Raw genomic sequence first — 16896 nt, forward strand, 5'->3', positions numbered from 1 at the left:
TTAAAAAACATTTTTCATTTTAAAGTGTGCTGTGTTTATTTTTGGCACGGTCACATGCATTTTTAATTTCTAATTTCGCATCTTGACAGTCTCCCCATCCAATAATTTCTACCCATTTTTCTTTTTCTAAATTTTTGTAGTGTTGAAAAAAATGGGAAATCTGTTTTTTTAATAATTCTGACATATCTGATATATCGTTTATATTTTTGTATTCTTGACAAATTTTACTTTTTGGTACTGCTATAATTTTAGCGTCATTTCCTGATTCATCTTGCATTTTTAATATACCAATAGGTTTGCAATGAATAACACAATTAGGTTGTATTGGATAATATGAAGGTACTAAAACATCTAAAGGATCACCATCGAGAGATAAAGTTTGATTAATATATCCATAGTTACAGGGATAAAACATTGGAGTAGATATAAAACGATCTACAAAAAGCATGCCTGATTTTTTATCTACCTCATATTTAATAGGGGATGAATTTGATGAGATTTCTATAATTACGTATATATCATTTGGTATATCATCACCAGAAACAATTTTATTAAAATTCATATTTTTCCTTAAAAAAAATATTTGATGACTCTAGTATATTAATAAAACATGAAAATAAACGTTTAATATTGAATAAATTTTAACATTGAAAATTAATTATATCTATACTTTGTACAAAGTAATTTATTTTAATTTTAAGTGTTTTTTAATATAATACTTACATTAAAAAAACATGTTTAAAAGGGTTTGTATATATGGAATTAATTAAAGAAATAGAAAAAGAAGAATTGTTTCTTTTAAAAAGAGTAAAAGAAACTCTGCAATTATCTAAAAGAAAAAACACTTCTGTTGAAGTATTTATAAAAAAAACAATAGGTATTAGTGTTAATGTAAGAAATAGTATTATTGAAAATGTGGAGTTTAATAGTGATGGTGCATTATTTATAACAGTTTATAATAAATTTTCTAAGGGTAGTGTTTCATCAAAAGATTTTAGTATTAACAGTATTCAAAAAATGTTAGAAAGGGCTATTAATATTTCAAAGTATTCTTCTTCTGATTTTTTTTCAGGTTTACCAGATATACAATCTTTGTGTTTTCATTGTATGGAACTTGATTTATTTCATCCATGTGAATTTAATATAAAAAATGCGATTAATCTTTCTATTTTATCAGAGAAAGCAGCTTTTGAATTTGATAAAAGAATTATTAATAGTGAGGGTAGTTTTTTTAACAGTCATATAACTATGAATATCTTTGGAAATAGTCTAGGTATGTTAGAAAAATATAAATCCACTCGTTACTCAACTTACAACTGTATGATTGCTCAAGATAAAAATTCTATGCAGAGAGATTTTGATTATTCTATTTCAAGGAAAATAGATGGTTTAGAAAAACCAGAAATATTAGGTTGTAATAGTGCTAAACGAGCTATATCTAGATTAGGTTCTCGAAAAATACATACTATGAAATCTCCTGTTATTTTTTCATCTGAAATATCACATATTTTTTTTTCACATCTTATTAATGCTATTAGTGGTGATAATGTTTATCAAAAATCTACATTTTTAATTAATGATTTAAAAATGAGAATTTTCCCTGATTGGCTTAATATTGAAGAAAATCCTCACTTAAAACAAGGCTTAGCAAGCAAACCTTTTGATAATGAAGGTGTAATAACAAAAAGTAAATATATTATTCAAAATGGTATATTGCAAACTTGGTTATTAAATAGTTATAACGCCCGCAAACTTAAATTAAATAGTACGGGAAATTGTGGTGGAATTTATAATTGGTTAGTTTCGAATAGAAATATATCTTTTGAAGAACTTTTAAAAAATATGAATCAAGGAATATTAGTAACAGAGTTGATGGGACAAGGTGTAGATATAATTAGTGGTAATTATTCGCGTGGAGCAGTAGGATTTTGGATTGAAAAAGGAATGATTTCTCATCCGGTTAATGAAATTACTATATCTGGAAATTTAAGAAATATGTGGAATAATATTGTTAGTATTAGTAATGATGTTGATAGACGTAATAATATTCAATGTGGTTCTGTGTTACTATCAGAAATACAGATTTCCGGAAATTAAATTGGATTTTTTAATATCTTAAAAATTGACTAAAGGTAATAAAATTATTACCTTTATAAATTTTTGTGGATTAGTGAAGTTGACCTGTAAGCCGGGTTCTGTTTTAACAGTCATTCATCTAGATTAGTAATCACTTACTAATTCAAGCAGCCTACCCAGGTTTATAAAGTACGAGCAATACGAAATAAAAATTTTTTACCCTATATTTGGCTTTGCTCCAGGTGGAGTTTACCATGCCATAAATTGTTACCAATTATGCGGTGTGCTCTTACCACACCATTTCACCCTTGCCATATTTTATTAATAAAAAATAGGTGGTTTATTTTCTGTTGCACTAGTCATAAGCTTACGCTTTCCAGATGTTATCTGGCACCTTGCTCTATGGAGCCCGGACTTTCCTCTTTTTAATCTTAAAAAATTAAACAGCGACTGTTTGGTCAACTTCAAAAATAAATCATACATTATTTAAATAATCTTGTCACTTTCTTTCTTTATAACGTATTGATATAAAATATTTTTATTAATCTCGTGTATTTGAGAAGTAATTAAAACTGATGTTTTTAATGAGAGAAATTTTCTTAACATTAAAAATGTATTGAATGTTTTTTCTGATATATCCTGTGTTTTTAATTTTTTAAAACCATCAAGAATAATTACTATTTCTCCTTTGTAACGATATTTATCTGTTTTAAGCCACTGAAGCATTAAATTTGCTTTAGCTCTATAAATAGATTCCCATTTTTTTGTAATTTCTCGTGCTATTACTATGTGTCTATTTTGATCTATTTGTTTTATTATATCTTCTATACTTTCAAGTATTCTATGTTTTGATTCATAAAAAATAATTGTTCGTGTTTCTTTTCTCAAAGAATAAAGTAAATCACATCTTGGTTTTTTTTTAGAAGGTAAAAATCCTTCATAACAAAAACGATTGCTTATTATTCCAGAAGCACTTAATGCTGTAATAGCGGCACAGGGGCCTGGAAGAGGAATGACTTTTATATTAAAAAAATGACATTTTTTTACTAATAAGCCACCAGGGTCATTAATAATTGGAGTGCCTGCATTAGAAACTAAAGCAATTTTTTTCCCTTTTTTTAGTTTTTGAATTAAATTATCACTTTGTTTTTTTTCATTATCTTTATTCATTAATATTAAATGGTTTTTAATATTAAAATGTTGAAGTAAAATATTAGTGTGTCTAATATTTTCAGCAGCAATTATATCGACTTTTTTTAGCATCTCTAATGCTCTATGTGTAATATCTCTGAGATTACCGATAGGAGTTGGTACAATATAAAGAATACCAATAGAAAATTCATTCATTTTTTTATCCGTAAAATATTGTGATATGTGTGATAATAATTACAAACTAATTAAAATGTTTTATTTTGCATACAAAATTTGATTTAATTTTTTATTATTGACTGTAATGTAATATATGACTCTTTATATATAAGGATTAAAAGTGCGACGAGTAGTTATAACAGGTTTTGGCATTGTTTCCAGCATTGGTAATAATAAAGAAGAAGTGCTTAATGCTTTATATAATGGTACTTCCGGAATTGTTTTCTCAGAAGAAATGAAAAAATTAGGAATGCGTAGTAACATTTGGGGTAATATTAAATTAGAAAATGTAAATATAATAACACAGAAATTATCTCGATTTATGAATAATGCTTGTAGATATTCTTATTTAGCGATGATAGAAGCTATTGAAGATGCTAAAATAAAAAATAAAAAATATCAAAAAAATCCTCGTGTCGGATTAATTACTGGATCAGGATGTAATGTTTTAAAAGATGTTGAAAAATCTGATATAAAAAACATGAATAATAGACCTGTTTCGAGTTATATTAGTCCTTATCTTGCAGTTAGAACTATGCCCTCTGTAATATCAGCGTGTTTATCAACTTTATTTAAAATTTATGGAATAACTTATTCTATAAGTTCAGCTTGTGCTACTTCTGCTCATTGCATTGGAAATGCATTTGAGTTGATTCAGTTTGGTAAACAAGATCTTATTTTTGCAGGTGGAGGTGAGGAAATGAGCTTAGATTTAGTTAGTCAATTCGATGCTATGAAAGTTCTTTCTTCTAATTTTAATAACAATCCTACTAAATCATCACGCGTATATGATATACATCGTGATGGATTTGTTATTTCAGGTGGTGCGGGAATATTAGTTATTGAAGAATTAAATTCTGCTTTATCTCGTTCTGCTAATATTTATGCAGAAATTATAGGATATGCTGCAACATCTGATGGTTTTAACATAGTTTCACCTTCAGGAGAGGGAGCACTTCGTTGTATGAATTTAGCAAGAAAAGATAAAAGTATTCATATTGATTATCTTAATGTACATGGAACTTCTACAAGAATTGGTGATTTAATAGAATTAAAAGCAATTAAAAAAGTATTTTTAAATGATGAAAAAAAACCGATGATTTCAGCAACAAAATCAATAACAGGTCATTCACTAGGAGCCTCAGGAGTACATGAAATTATTTATACTCTATTAATGTTAAAATATAATTTTATTGCTCCTTCTATTAATATCGAAATATTAGAGCCTTATGCAAAAGATATGAACATTATTCAAAAAACTAAAAATGTAAAAATTAGCACAGCTATGTCTAACAGTTTTGGTTTTGGTGGTACTAATGTTTCGTTAATAATAAAAAAATATTAAAATATTATATTACTAATAATTCATATTTTATTTAATAATATTAATATTCATATTTAAAATATTTTCATGTTTTAAAATTATTTTATACATCAGAAAAATATATATTTTTTTATATATGTTTTAATATAGTACTATTCAAGAAAAATCATTTTAATATTTTAATATTAAAATGATTTTTTATTGTTAATATGTACTGTTCAAGTAGTATTAAGTAAGAAATATATTTATTATTTCTAATTTATATGTTTAAAAAAAAAGAGATTAAACATGAATCAATTAACCGCTTTAAAACAATTTTCAACTATTGTTGCAGATACTAGTGATATAGAATCTATTAGTAAGTACGAACCAGAAGACGCAACTACAAATCCATCTTTGATACTTCAAGCAGTGAATTCAAGTGTTAATCAGACTTTTATTGATCAAGCTATAAAATATGCAAAAAAGAAAGGGGGTTCATATAAAGATCAAATAGTTAATGCAAGTGACAAAATACTAGTTGATCTTGGAATAGAAATTTTAAAAAAAATACCAGGTTATGTTTCTAGTGAAGTTGATGCACGTTTATCTTTTAGTACAGAAAAATGTATTTTAAAAGCAAACAAATTAATTAATTTGTATGAAGAACAAGGAGTTTCAAGGAGTAGAGTTTTAATTAAATTAGCCGCTACATGGGAATGTATAAAAGCTGCAGAAGAACTTAAAAAAGATAATATTCTTTGCAATTTAACTCTTCTATTTTCCTTCGCGCAAGCACGTGCTTGTGCAGAATCAAATGTTTTTTTGATATCTCCCTTTGTTGGACGCATTTATGATTGGTATATTTCTCAAAATTTACTATCTAAATCTTTTGTAGGAAAAGATCCTGGTGTGATTTCTGTTTGCAAAATATACGAGTATTATAAAAAGCATAATTATAAAACTATTATTATGGGAGCAAGTTTTCGTAATATTCAACAAATATTATATTTGTCTGGATGTGATCGATTAACTATTTCACCTGTTTTATTAAAAGAATTAGAATCTAATACTGGCAAAATTAAAAGAAAACTTAATCCTCCTAACTTTTTTTCAGTACCTCCAACAGCACTTTCTGAAGAAGAATTTCGATGGGAACATAATCAAGATGCTATGGCAGTTGAAAAATTATCTGAAGGTGTACGTAATTTTGGAAAAGATCAGTTACATCTAGAAAAAATATTTTCTAAAAAAATATAAATTATTTTAAAAATAAAAATTGACTTATGATTTTTTAATTTAAAGGGAAATATATGTGTTCAAGAAAAGATCTAGCTAATGCAATTCGTATGTTAAGTATAGATGCTGTACAAAAAGCTCAATCAGGACATCCTGGCATGCCTATGGGAATGGCAGATATTGCTGAAGTTTTATGGAGGGATTTTTTAAAACACAGTCCAAGAAATCCTAATTGGAATAATCGTGATCGTTTTGTGTTATCTAATGGACATGGTTCTATGTTATTGTATAGTTTATTACATTTAACAGGATACGATCTATCAATAGAAGAACTTAAAAATTTTAGACAACTTAGTTCGAAGACTCCAGGACATCCTGAAACAGGTGAAACGCCCGGTGTAGAAACAACTACTGGTCCATTAGGACAAGGATTAGCAAATGCTGTTGGTATGGCTATTGCAGAAAGAACTTTAAGCTCTTATTTTAATCGTTCAGAATATGATATAGTCAACCATTATACTTGGGTTTTTGTAGGTGATGGTTGTTTAATGGAAGGTATATCTCATGAAGTATGTTCTTTAGCAGGAACTTTGAATCTTGGTAAATTAATTGTTTTTTACGATAAAAATGGTATTTCAATAGACGGAAAAACATCTAATTGGTTTACTGATAATACAGCACAACGTTTTAAATCTTACAATTGGCACGTAGTAGATTCTATAAATGGTCATGATTCAGAATCTATAAAAAGAAGTATAAAAGAAGCAAAATCAATAACAAATAAACCTTCTATTATTATTTGTGATACTATTATTGGTTTTGGTTCTCCTAATAAATCGGGAACAGCAGAATCGCATGGAGCCCCACTTGGCGAAACTGAAATTTCTTTAACTCGAAAACAATTGAATTGGAAGTATCTTCCTTTTGAAATACCTAAAAAAATTTATAAAAAATGGAATTGTATTGAAAAGGGTTTTGAACTTGAAAAAGAATGGAACAAAAAATTTTCTTTATATCAATCTAAATATCCTGATTTATCGATTGAATACTTACGACGAATAAATAAAGAATTACCTTTAAATTGGAATACTATAACACAGGATTATATTTATTCTTTACAAAAAAATAGACAAAACATTGCTAGTCGAAAAGCTTCACAAAATACATTAGAAAAATATACTAAAATTGTGCCTGAGTTAATAGGTGGTTCAGCAGATTTATCACCTAGTAACTTAACCATGTCGTCTTATTCTCATTCTATTACAGATAAATTATCTGGAAATTATATTCATTATGGAGTTCGTGAATTTGGAATGACAGCCATTGCGAATGGTATATTTCATCATGGAGGTTTTATTCCTTATACTGCTACATTTTTAATTTTTGTTGAATATGCACGTAATGCAGTTCGCATGGCTGCTTTAATGAATACTAAACATATTTTTGTATATACTCATGATTCTATTGGATTAGGTGAAGATGGCCCTACACATCAGCCAATAGAACAATTAGCTAGTTTGCGTATGACTCCTAACATAGATGTATGGAGACCTAGTGATCAAGTAGAAACAGCAGTAGCTTGGACTAAAGCTATTGAAAAAAAATCAGGACCAACAGCAATAATTTTATCACGTCAAAATCTTGAGCAATTTGATAGAAACTCTAAACAGTTAAATAGTATTTCTTGCGGTGCATATATATTATATGATTCTGAAAAACCACTTGATATTATTTTGATATCTACTGGTTCAGAATTAAAAATCACTTTAATTGCTGCAAAAAAACTTGTTTCGTTAGGATATTCTGTACGTGTAGTGTCTATGCCTTCTACTAATGTCTTTGATAGACAAGATGCTACTTACAAAGAATTTATATTACCTTCTTATGTTACCAAAAGAATCGCAATTGAAGCAAGTATAGAGGATTTTTGGTATAAATATGTTGGAATGGATGGTTTAATTATTGGAATGAAAACATTCGGGGATTCTGCTCCCGCAGACGATTTGTTTGAAAAATTTGGTTTTACTGTCGAAAGTATAGTGCATAAAGCAATAATGCTATTAAAATCTTAACTTTATTTTAAAATTTTTTTGAATTGTTATGGGGCTTAATTATAGCCCCATCGCTTTTTAAAAATATTAATAATATTTTCAAAATTAATATGAGACTAGGAAAAAATATGATTTGCTCAATCACTGAATTAGCACAAAAACTAATTTCTATTCCATCTATTAGTCCAAAAGATTTAGGGTGTCAAAATATTATTATAAAACGTTTACGTGCAATAGGATTTACAGTTAAAGAAATTAATATTAATGATACAAAAAACTTTTGGGCTTTTAGAGGTACTGGAAAAACGTTAACTTTTGCAGGACATACAGACGTAGTATCACCAGGTCAAAACAAAGATTGGCATACACATCCGTTTAAACCAGAAATCAGAAATGGATTTTTATTTGGTCGAGGTTCTTCAGATATGAAGGGCGCTTTAGCAGCTATGGTTATTGCATGTGAAAGATTTATAAATCAATTTCCCAATCATAAAGGACGTTTATCTTTTCTTGTTACTTCAGATGAAGAATCTAGTGCAGTTAATGGTACAATTAAAGTAGTAGAATATTTAATGTCTCGAAACGATTTTATTGATTACTGTTTAGTGGGAGAACCTTCTAGTACTTCTGTAGTTGGTGATGTTATAAAAAATGGTCGACGTGGTTCAATTACGGCTAATTTAATTATTAATGGAGTACAAGGACATATTGCTTACCCTGATTTAGCGGACAATCCAATACATAAAGGATTACCGATTATTTTAAAAATATTATCTATAAAATTTGATAATGGCAATGTTTTTTTTTCACCTACTAGTATAAATATTGCAAACATTCATGCAGGAGATGGAACTAGTAACATTATTCCAGGATCTTTATTTGTTCAGTTTAATATTCGATTCAGTACAGAAGTATCTGAGAAAGAAATTCAAACTAAAATAGTTAATATTCTTAATAAAAATAATATTAATTATTCAATTGAATGGTTATTTTCAGGAAAACCATTTCTTACTAAAGAAGGTTTGTTAATAGAGACTGTAATGCAGTCTGTTTTTCATTTTAATAAAAAACAACCTATTTTATCTACTTCTGGGGGTACATCTGACGGTCGATTTATTTCCTTAATGGGTTCTGAAGTAGTAGAACTAGGTTTAGTGAATAATACTATTCATAAAATTAATGAATGCGTAAAAATATCTGATTTACAATTATTGAGTTCTATGTATGAAGAGATTATGAAAAAATTGTTAATTTAATTTTTTACAAGTGATGCAGAGTATCATAAAGATAATCTGCACCAATTTCTATAGAAGATACACATTTAATTTAAAAATTTTTTTAAATCCTACTATTGTTTTTTAAAAGATTATATATTTTATATAGGAGGAAATATATCATAGTTTTCTTTTTCTAAATCTTTATCTGTATAAGGAATACTATATTCTTCTTTTTTTTTAGGAATGCTGATCCCTTCTGGAATAATTAGTTTTTTAAATTGATTTTTTTTTAAATCTTTAAATGTACAAGATGTTATTAAAAATACATTTAATATTTGAAATATTATTATTTTTTTAAAAAATTTTCTATAATATTTTAAGATTAGCATATTGAATTGCTTTTTCAAGTTGCAAACGTGTAGAATCCAAAATGGGAGTCATAGGTAAACGAAGTGTGTCATTTTTTATTAATCCTACTTTTTTAGCTAACCATTTTATAGGAATAGGATTAGGTTCTATAAACAATGCTTCATGCAATAAAACTAAACGTTTATTTATGGACCTAGCCTTAATAAAATCCCCTTTTAATGCGTATGAACAAATTTGCATCATTTCTTTTGCAGCAATGTTTGCTGTAACTGATATTACACCTTGTCCGCCTAATTGCATGAAATCTAAAGCCGTTCCATCATCTCCACTAATTAACAAAAAATCACTTTTAACGAGTTCTTTGATTTTGTTGATTCTTGATAAATCTCCAGTTGCTTCTTTAATTCCTATTATATTTTTAAATTGAGCTAACTTAGCAACTGTTTCGGGAAGTAAATCACATCCTGTACGACTAGGAACATTATATAAAATTTGTGGTAATTCAGTATTTTCTGCAATAGCTTTAAAATGTTGATATAATCCTTCTTGAGTAGGTCGATTATAATATGGCGTCACAGTTAAACAACCTGCAATACCAGATTTTTCAAATCGTTTAGTCAAAGATATAGCTTCTGTCGTAGCATTTGCTCCAGTCCCTGCAATAATGGGAATACGTTTATCTGCTAATTCTAAAGTCAACATAACAACATGTACATGTTCTTCTTGACTAAGTGTTGCAGATTCTCCGGTAGTTCCAACAGACACAATCGCTTTAGTTTTATTAATAATATGATAATTAATCAATCGTTCTAAACTAGAACGACAAATCTGACCTTTTTCATCCATGGGTGTAATTAGTGCAACAATACTTCCTTTAAACATTAGTCTGGTCCTCCTCCATAAAAGATATTTTATGGGATGTTTGACACATTTAAAAATAAATTATGTAGAAATTATAAGTATAATTTTTTAAAAAATATATTTTTTAAAATATAAAAATGTTGCATAATATAATTTATATATAAAGCATTAATTATTTAAAATGATAAAAAATATTTTTTATATTAATTGACATTTAATGTTTTTACTTATCAAGTAAGTATTTGTTAGTTTTTTTAAAATAAAATATATTCATTTTAGTAATATATTTTTTTATGTAAAAAATAGATATTATAATTTTCATACTATATTAATAGTATTTTATATTATTAAAACAATTTTTTTAACATGATGATATAGAACATATTTTATCTAGTTAAAGTAGAAAAATAGCAAATTTAAAAAATTGTTTTAGCATAGAAATCAATGTTTTTATTGTTAATTTACAATTTCGGTTTTGCATAATACAAGATTTTAATATACTAGACAATATTGAATTTTTTAAATATAAAAATATATAAGTCTTACTGATTAATTCTTATATTAATAAACAATATTAATTTCTGAAAAAGTAATTTAACTTTAATTTTTTAGTTAGTTATATTATATAATTAAATTTTTTATAAGTTCAAATATAATGATTTTTATAAAAAAATCTTATTTTATTTAAAGTAAAAAATATAACGATATTAATTTTTAAAAATATTAATTATACTTGATATAAATATGCTACTAAATAAATTTTCATTTAGTAGCATTAAAATATACTAAAAAAAATTATTCTTTACTACATTGTGCGCGAAATCTTAATAAATGATCCATTAGTATAATAGCTACCATTGCTTCAGTTATTGGAACAGCCCGTAATCCTACACATGGATCATGTCGCCCTTTAGTAATTATTGTAACTTTCTCTTTTTTTTGATTAATTGTATTTCCTATTTTTCGAATACTTGATGTAGGTTTAAAGGCTACTTTTAATACAATTTTCTCTCCATTACTGATACCACCTAAAATGCCACCAGAATGATTAGTTAAAAATCCTTTTGGTGTTATTTCATCACGATGTTCGCTCCCCTTTTGGCTTACAACTGAAAATCCATCTCCAATTTCTATACCTTTAACTGCATTGATACTCATTAAGGCATGTGCTAAGTCAGCATCAAGACGATCAAAAACTGGTTCTCCAAATCCTACAGGGACATTTTCAGCAATAATTGTTATTTCAGCTCCAATAGAATCACCTATTTTTTTTAAATGCTTAATTAAGGTTTCAAGCTCTAAAATTTTTTGATTATCAGAACAGAAAAAAGGGTTTTTTTCTACTTCATCCCAAGATTTAAAAGGACATTTAATATTTCCCATTGCTGACAAATAAGCTCGTACAGTTATTCCATATTTGTTTTTAAGATATTTTTTTGCAATAGCACCTGCTGCAACGCGCATAGTAGTCTCACGAGCAGAAGATCTTCCTCCACCGCGATAATCTCTTATTCCATATTTTTTTTCATAAGTATAGTCAGCATGTCCTGGTCGGAATAGATTTTTTATATCACTATAATCTTTAGATCGTTGATCACTGTTGTAAATGAGCAAGCCAATGCTAGTACCGGTTGTAAAGCCATTAAATATTCCAGAAAGTATATGAATTTTATCTGGTTCAGAGCGTGGAGTGGTGTAACGAGATGTACCTGGTCGTCTTCGATTTAAATCGTATTGTAAATCTTCACAAGACAATTCGAGACCTGGTGGTGTTCCATCAACTATACATCCCAATGCTTCCCCATGTGATTCACCAAAAGTAGTAACACAAAATATTTTACCAATTGTATTTCCAGACATTTTTATTCTTCTATAATTATTAAAACGAAATAATATAACTATACAGAATAAATAAAAAAAATGGTTTTTTATTTTTCAAAAAAATTAAAATTATATATGTAATAAAAAATATGACTCATTAAGATAATTTATTTTTTGTATAGTTTCTAATAATATTTTTTATTTGTTGTTTTTATAAAAACTAAATTATATAATTAGTAAAAAGACGTAAAAAACTATAAAAATTGTAAAAAAATTATATATTTAAAATTTTTAATTGATGAATATTATTGGTAATAAATAATTATGAATAAAAATAGCCGACATACTATTAATTCAAACATTTTATTTCGTAAATGGTTAAATGGTACTCGCGAGATAGTACAAGATACTATCTTTCATTCTCGAGTTCATAAAAAAAATAATGCTAATGTAGTATCTCAGCGTGTTTTTTTTGAACAAAATGCTCATAGTCATTATTTTTCTTATAGAAATAAAAAAAATTTGTTTAAAGATAATCCTGTTTCTTATATACGTCATCAGAGTCTATATAGTATATTAAAAAATATACAAAAGGGAAAATATGATCCAGATATTTTTCTTGATTTACATGGTTTGACCCAATATCAAGCACAACAAGCATTAGGTGAATTAATTACAACATGTCAAAAAGAAAAAATGTTTTGTGCTCACATTATGTGTGGACATGGTAAACATATTCTAAAAAAGCAAACACCTTTTTGGCTGTCTCAACATCCAGATATCATAGCTTTTCATGAAGCTCCTAAATTTTTTGGAAGCGATGCTGCAATCATAGTTATAATTGAAGTGAATTCTTAAAAAAAATATAAATATCTTTAACTACTAAATTAAATAATTTTATATTAAAAATGTGAAATAGAATTTTTTAATAAAATTAAAATTTTTTAATTTGAAATTAATTATTTTATATTTTATTAAATACATTTTTTCACGTACATAAAAAAAGTTTTTTTAAAATTCAATCAAAATATTATTAGTTTTTTACATCGAAAAGATATTTTAATAAAATTTTTTGAAACTAAATTATTATCAATATTGTTTTTTATTATACTTCATTTTTACAATAATATCATGCACGTTTCGCAAATCATTTAATTATTAAGTTCTCTTAGTATTATAGAAAACATTTTTTAAAACCCTTTTTTTTTTGGGTTTTTTTATTTTTACACACGTTAAATTATTTAAATTTTTTTGTTTAATGTAAAATAATTTTAAGGGATTTTAAATATGTTTGACAATAATCGTTTACGTATAGCGATGCAAAAAACTGGTCGTTTGAGCAATGATTCTATAAGATTGTTAACGTGTTGTGGTATTAAAATTAATTTAAAACAACAAAAATTGATAGCTTTTGCTGAAAATATGCCTATTGATGTTATGTTAGTTCGTGATGATGATATTCCTGGATTAGTAATGGATGGTGTTGTTGATCTAGGTATAGTGGGAGAAAACGTACTTCAAGAAGAGTTATTGAAACGAACATCGCAAAAACTAGAGTGTTCTTATATTACTTTAAGACGACTTGATTTTGGGGTATGTAGATTATCTTTAGCAGTGCCAGTAAACATGATATATTCTGATATAACATGTTTTAAAAATATCAGAATAGCTACTTCATATCCTCATTTATTGAAAAAATATTTAGATAAAAAAAATATTTCATTTAAATCATGTATGTTAAATGGATCAGTAGAAGTGGCACCTAGAGCTGGTTTAGCAGATGCTATTTGTGATTTAGTTTCTACAGGAGCAACATTAGAAGCTAATGGTTTGCGTGAAGTACAAGTAGTATATTACTCCCACGCATGTCTTATTTGCAAGACTGGAGAAATTCATTCTAGAAAAAAAGAAGTTGTTAATAAATTAATGACTCGTATTAAAGGTGTAATTAAAGCTCGGGAATCTAAATATATTATGTTACATGCACCTATAAATAAATTAGAAGCAGTAGTATCTTTACTACATGGAGCAGAAAAACCAACAATTTTAAAATTAGCAGGGGATGATGAACGAGTAGCAATGCATATGGTAAGTAGTGAAACATTATTTTGGGAAACAATGGAAAAATTAAAATCATTGGGAGCTAGTTCAATTTTAGTTTTGCCGATTGAAAAAATGATGGAGTAAAAACTACAATGAGAGATTTTGAAAATATAATTTATTGGAATAAATTAAATGTTGATGAACAAGAACAGATATTATTAAGACCTTTTTTAAACGAAAGTAATACTATTAAAAAAACTGTTAAAGAAATTATAGAAGAGGTTAAAATTTTAGGGGATAAAGCATTAAAAAAATATACTTTTTTATTTGATAAACAAGAGATAAATACATTTCAAATTCCAGAAAAAAAAATTTTTTCAGCTTCGTTTTACTTAAGTAAAGTTTTAAAAAAATCTATTGCAATTGCCAAAAAAAACATCACTTTTTTTCATAAAGCTCAGATTTCATCAAAAATAGATGTGGAAACAGAAATTGGAGTTCGTTGTCAGCAAATTAGTCTACCATTAAATTCTATAGGAATTTATATTCCGGGTGGAACAGCACCTTTATTTTCTACTGTATTAATGTTAGCCATACCTGCTAAAATTGCTGGTTGCAAAGAAGTTGCTCTTTGTTCTCCCCCTCCAATTAGTAATGAAATTCTTTATACAGCGCATGTGTGTGGAATTAAAAATATTTTTCAGGTTGGTGGGGCTCAAGCTATAGCAGCTCTTTCACTAGGGACTCAAAGTATTCCTAAAGTAGATAAGATTTTTGGTCCAGGTAACGCTTATGTTACAGAAGCAAAATTACAAGTTAGTTCTATTTGTAACGCGACTGCAATAGATATGTTAGCAGGACCTTCGGAATTATTAATTATTGCTGATTATAGTGCTAACCCAGATTTTATTGCTGCAGATCTGTTATCTCAAGCTGAACATGGTATGTCTTCTCAAGTTATTTTTCTAACACCATGTATTGAATTAGCACAAAACGTAATTCAGTCTCTAAATAAACAATTAAAACAGTTGTCTAGATTATCAGAAATTTTAATCGCATTAAAAAATAGTAGAGTTATCCTTACTAAGGATTTATCAGAATGTATTAAAATAGCTAATATGTATGCACCTGAACATTTAATTATTCAAACAAAATCACCTAGGGAAGTACTTCAGTATATCTCTAATGCTAGTTCTATTTTTTTAGGTTTGTGGTCACCCGAATCTGCAGGTGATTATGCATCTGGAACAAATCATGTTTTACCAACATATGGACGATCTGTTGTCAATTCTTCTTTAGGATTGTCTGATTTTCAAAAACGTGTATTAGTTCAAGAATTAACATCTCAAGGATTAGTAAAATTATCTAGTACTCTTGAAATTCTATCTTCTGCAGAAAATTTGGAAGCACATAGGAATGCTGTGAAAATTCGAGTAGATTTTTTAAAGGGAAAAATATGACAGAAAATATTTTGAAATTAGCTAGAAATAATATACAAAACTTAATACCTTATCAATCTGCTAGACGTATTGGAGGAGAACATGGAAATATATTATTAAATGCTAATGAGTCACCTATATCTGTTTCTTTTCAATCTAAAAAAAAAACATTTAATCGTTATCCAGAATGTCAACCAAACAATTTAATACTGTCTTATGCTAATTATGTTGATTTATCTTGTAATCAAATTTTAGTTACAAGAGGAGCTGATGAAGGAATTGAGTTACTAATTAAAGCTTTTTGTGAACCCGGGAAAGATGCAATAATTTATTGTCCCCCTACTTATGATATGTATCGAGTAAACGCAAAAATAGCTGGTGTAGAAATAAAAGAAATCCCCACCATTAAAAATACTTGGCAATTAGATTTATTAAATATTAAATTAAATTTAAGTAGAGTAAAATTAGTTTATATTTGCAATCCTAATAATCCAACCGGTAATATTCTTTTAAAACAAGACCTTATTTCTTTACTAAATATTACTTTAGGTCAGTCTTTAGTTGTCATAGATGAAGCCTATATTGAATTTTCGCCACAAGAAAGTATGACGAGTTATCTAAAAGAATATCCTAATTTAGTTATTCTACGAACATTATCTAAAGCTTTTGCTTTAGCTGGGATAAGATGTGGTTTTACTTTAGCAAAACAAGAAATCATACAAATTTTGAAAAAAGTTATTAGTCCTTATCCAATATCTGTACCTGTTTCCGATATAGCAATTCAATCTTTAGAAGCATATTATATTAAATTAATGCAGAAAAGAGTGTTGGATTTAAATAATAATCGCATTTGGTTGATTAATCAATTAAAAAATTGTTCTTGTGTGGAAAAAGTATTTGAAAGTCATGCAAACTATTTATTAGTAAAGTTTTTTATGTTTAAAAAAGTTTTTTTAACTTTATGGGATAAAGGCATAATTTTAAGAAATCAAAATGAAAAAATTAATTTAAAAAAATGCATAAGAATTTCAATAGGGACATATTTAGAATCTTTACGATTAATTCAAGAGCTTAAAATTTTTTCTGAACAGAACATGTTTTGAGGTGGT

Annotated in this window: 14 protein-coding genes and 1 other RNA gene; 9 read left to right on the plus strand and 6 right to left on the minus strand. The window is 27.1% G+C overall.

Annotated features, from left to right (window positions below):
* Nucleotides 1–19: 19 nt before the first annotated feature.
* Nucleotides 20–562 (minus strand): inorganic diphosphatase, encoded by a 543-nt coding sequence (gene ppa, locus D9V72_RS00440; RefSeq protein ID WP_158354494.1) that lies wholly within the window; start codon nucleotides 560–562, stop codon nucleotides 20–22.
* Between the two features lie 194 nt (nucleotides 563–756).
* On the opposite strand from ppa, the gene pmbA reads away from it, so the two are divergent.
* The gene (pmbA, locus tag D9V72_RS00445) at nucleotides 757–2097 is read left to right on the plus strand and encodes a metalloprotease PmbA (protein ID WP_158354496.1); all 1341 of its coding nucleotides are present in this window, start codon (nucleotides 757–759) and stop codon (nucleotides 2095–2097) included.
* A gap of 71 nt (nucleotides 2098–2168) precedes the next feature.
* Here the strand turns inward: pmbA and rnpB are convergent.
* Nucleotides 2169–2542, minus strand: an RNA gene (gene rnpB, locus D9V72_RS00450) — RNase P RNA component class A.
* 20 nt (nucleotides 2543–2562) lie between these two features.
* Entirely contained in the window at nucleotides 2563–3423 is an 861-nt protein-coding gene (gene rsmI / locus D9V72_RS00455; protein ID WP_158354498.1) for a 16S rRNA (cytidine(1402)-2'-O)-methyltransferase, read from the minus strand.
* A 142-nt stretch (nucleotides 3424–3565) separates the two neighbouring features.
* On the opposite strand from rsmI, the gene D9V72_RS00460 reads away from it, so the two are divergent.
* The 4 genes from D9V72_RS00460 (at nucleotide 3566) to dapE (ending at nucleotide 9293) form a co-directional block, all read left to right on the plus strand.
* Nucleotides 3566–4789, plus strand: a complete 1224-nt coding sequence (locus D9V72_RS00460) for a beta-ketoacyl synthase N-terminal-like domain-containing protein (RefSeq protein ID WP_158354500.1) — start codon at nucleotides 3566–3568, stop codon at nucleotides 4787–4789.
* Nucleotides 4790–5056: 267 nt separating this feature from the next.
* Complete coding sequence (gene tal / locus D9V72_RS00465) at nucleotides 5057–6007, plus strand: transaldolase (RefSeq protein ID WP_158354502.1); 951 nt, start codon at nucleotides 5057–5059, stop codon at nucleotides 6005–6007.
* Nucleotides 6008–6060: 53 nt separating this feature from the next.
* Nucleotides 6061–8058: a transketolase gene (gene tkt / locus D9V72_RS00470; protein ID WP_158354504.1), complete on the plus strand. Its 1998-nt coding sequence runs from the start codon at nucleotides 6061–6063 to the stop codon at nucleotides 8056–8058.
* Nucleotides 8059–8165: 107 nt separating this feature from the next.
* On the plus strand, nucleotides 8166–9293 hold the full coding sequence (gene dapE / locus D9V72_RS00475) for a succinyl-diaminopimelate desuccinylase (RefSeq protein ID WP_158354507.1): 1128 nt from the start codon (nucleotides 8166–8168) through the stop codon (nucleotides 9291–9293).
* A 119-nt stretch (nucleotides 9294–9412) separates the two neighbouring features.
* On the opposite strand, the gene D9V72_RS00480 is transcribed toward dapE, so the two are convergent.
* The 3 genes from D9V72_RS00480 to aroC all read right to left on the minus strand — a co-directional run bounded on the left by D9V72_RS00480 (nucleotide 9413) and on the right by aroC (nucleotide 12344).
* Nucleotides 9413–9643, minus strand: a complete 231-nt coding sequence (locus D9V72_RS00480) for a hypothetical protein (RefSeq protein ID WP_158354509.1) — start codon at nucleotides 9641–9643, stop codon at nucleotides 9413–9415.
* The gene (gene dapA, locus D9V72_RS00485) at nucleotides 9621–10505 is read right to left on the minus strand and encodes a 4-hydroxy-tetrahydrodipicolinate synthase (RefSeq protein WP_158354511.1); all 885 of its coding nucleotides are present in this window, start codon (nucleotides 10503–10505) and stop codon (nucleotides 9621–9623) included. Before dapA ends, D9V72_RS00480 begins: the two co-directional genes overlap by 23 nt.
* Nucleotides 10506–11279: 774 nt before the next feature.
* A complete protein-coding gene (gene aroC, locus D9V72_RS00490; protein WP_158354513.1) occupies nucleotides 11280–12344 on the minus strand; it encodes a chorismate synthase in 1065 nt (354 codons plus the stop codon).
* Nucleotides 12345–12629: 285 nt separating this feature from the next.
* On the opposite strand from aroC, the gene smrB reads away from it, so the two are divergent.
* The 4 genes from smrB to hisC all read left to right on the plus strand — a co-directional run bounded on the left by smrB (nucleotide 12630) and on the right by hisC (nucleotide 16890).
* Nucleotides 12630–13163: an endonuclease SmrB gene (smrB, locus tag D9V72_RS00495; protein ID WP_158354516.1), complete on the plus strand. Its 534-nt coding sequence runs from the start codon at nucleotides 12630–12632 to the stop codon at nucleotides 13161–13163.
* A 429-nt stretch (nucleotides 13164–13592) separates the two neighbouring features.
* Nucleotides 13593–14492: an ATP phosphoribosyltransferase gene (gene hisG / locus D9V72_RS00500; protein WP_158354518.1), complete on the plus strand. Its 900-nt coding sequence runs from the start codon at nucleotides 13593–13595 to the stop codon at nucleotides 14490–14492.
* A gap of 8 nt (nucleotides 14493–14500) precedes the next feature.
* Nucleotides 14501–15808, plus strand: coding sequence for a histidinol dehydrogenase (gene hisD, locus D9V72_RS00505; protein ID WP_158354521.1), 1308 nt, complete (start codon nucleotides 14501–14503; stop codon nucleotides 15806–15808).
* Nucleotides 15805–16890, plus strand: a complete 1086-nt coding sequence (gene hisC, locus D9V72_RS00510) for a histidinol-phosphate transaminase (RefSeq protein ID WP_158354523.1) — start codon at nucleotides 15805–15807, stop codon at nucleotides 16888–16890. Before hisD ends, hisC begins: the two co-directional genes overlap by 4 nt.
* Nucleotides 16891–16896: the final 6 nt, after the last annotated feature.

The organism is Buchnera aphidicola (Macrosiphum gaurae) (assembly GCF_005080965.1).
GTDB classification, from domain to species: domain Bacteria; phylum Pseudomonadota; class Gammaproteobacteria; order Enterobacterales; family Enterobacteriaceae; genus Buchnera; species Buchnera aphidicola_S.

What these genes read in the sequence shown, in the direction of transcription:
- ppa (WP_158354494.1), bottom strand. Translation starts at nt 562, where the DNA reads ATGAATTTTAATAAAATTGTTTCTGGTGATGATATACCAAATGATATA.
- pmbA (WP_158354496.1), top strand. Translation starts at nt 757, where the DNA reads ATGGAATTAATTAAAGAAATAGAAAAAGAAGAATTGTTTCTTTTAAAA.
- rsmI (WP_158354498.1), bottom strand. Translation starts at nt 3,423, where the DNA reads ATGAATGAATTTTCTATTGGTATTCTTTATATTGTACCAACTCCTATC.
- tal (WP_158354502.1), top strand. Translation starts at nt 5,057, where the DNA reads ATGAATCAATTAACCGCTTTAAAACAATTTTCAACTATTGTTGCAGAT.
- tkt (WP_158354504.1), top strand. Translation starts at nt 6,061, where the DNA reads ATGTGTTCAAGAAAAGATCTAGCTAATGCAATTCGTATGTTAAGTATA.
- dapE (WP_158354507.1), top strand. Translation starts at nt 8,166, where the DNA reads ATGATTTGCTCAATCACTGAATTAGCACAAAAACTAATTTCTATTCCA.
- D9V72_RS00480 (WP_158354509.1), bottom strand. Translation starts at nt 9,643, where the DNA reads ATGCTAATCTTAAAATATTATAGAAAATTTTTTAAAAAAATAATAATA.
- dapA (WP_158354511.1), bottom strand. Translation starts at nt 10,505, where the DNA reads ATGTTTAAAGGAAGTATTGTTGCACTAATTACACCCATGGATGAAAAA.
- aroC (WP_158354513.1), bottom strand. Translation starts at nt 12,344, where the DNA reads ATGTCTGGAAATACAATTGGTAAAATATTTTGTGTTACTACTTTTGGT.
- smrB (WP_158354516.1), top strand. Translation starts at nt 12,630, where the DNA reads ATGAATAAAAATAGCCGACATACTATTAATTCAAACATTTTATTTCGT.
- hisG (WP_158354518.1), top strand. Translation starts at nt 13,593, where the DNA reads ATGTTTGACAATAATCGTTTACGTATAGCGATGCAAAAAACTGGTCGT.
- hisD (WP_158354521.1), top strand. Translation starts at nt 14,501, where the DNA reads ATGAGAGATTTTGAAAATATAATTTATTGGAATAAATTAAATGTTGAT.
- hisC (WP_158354523.1), top strand. Translation starts at nt 15,805, where the DNA reads ATGACAGAAAATATTTTGAAATTAGCTAGAAATAATATACAAAACTTA.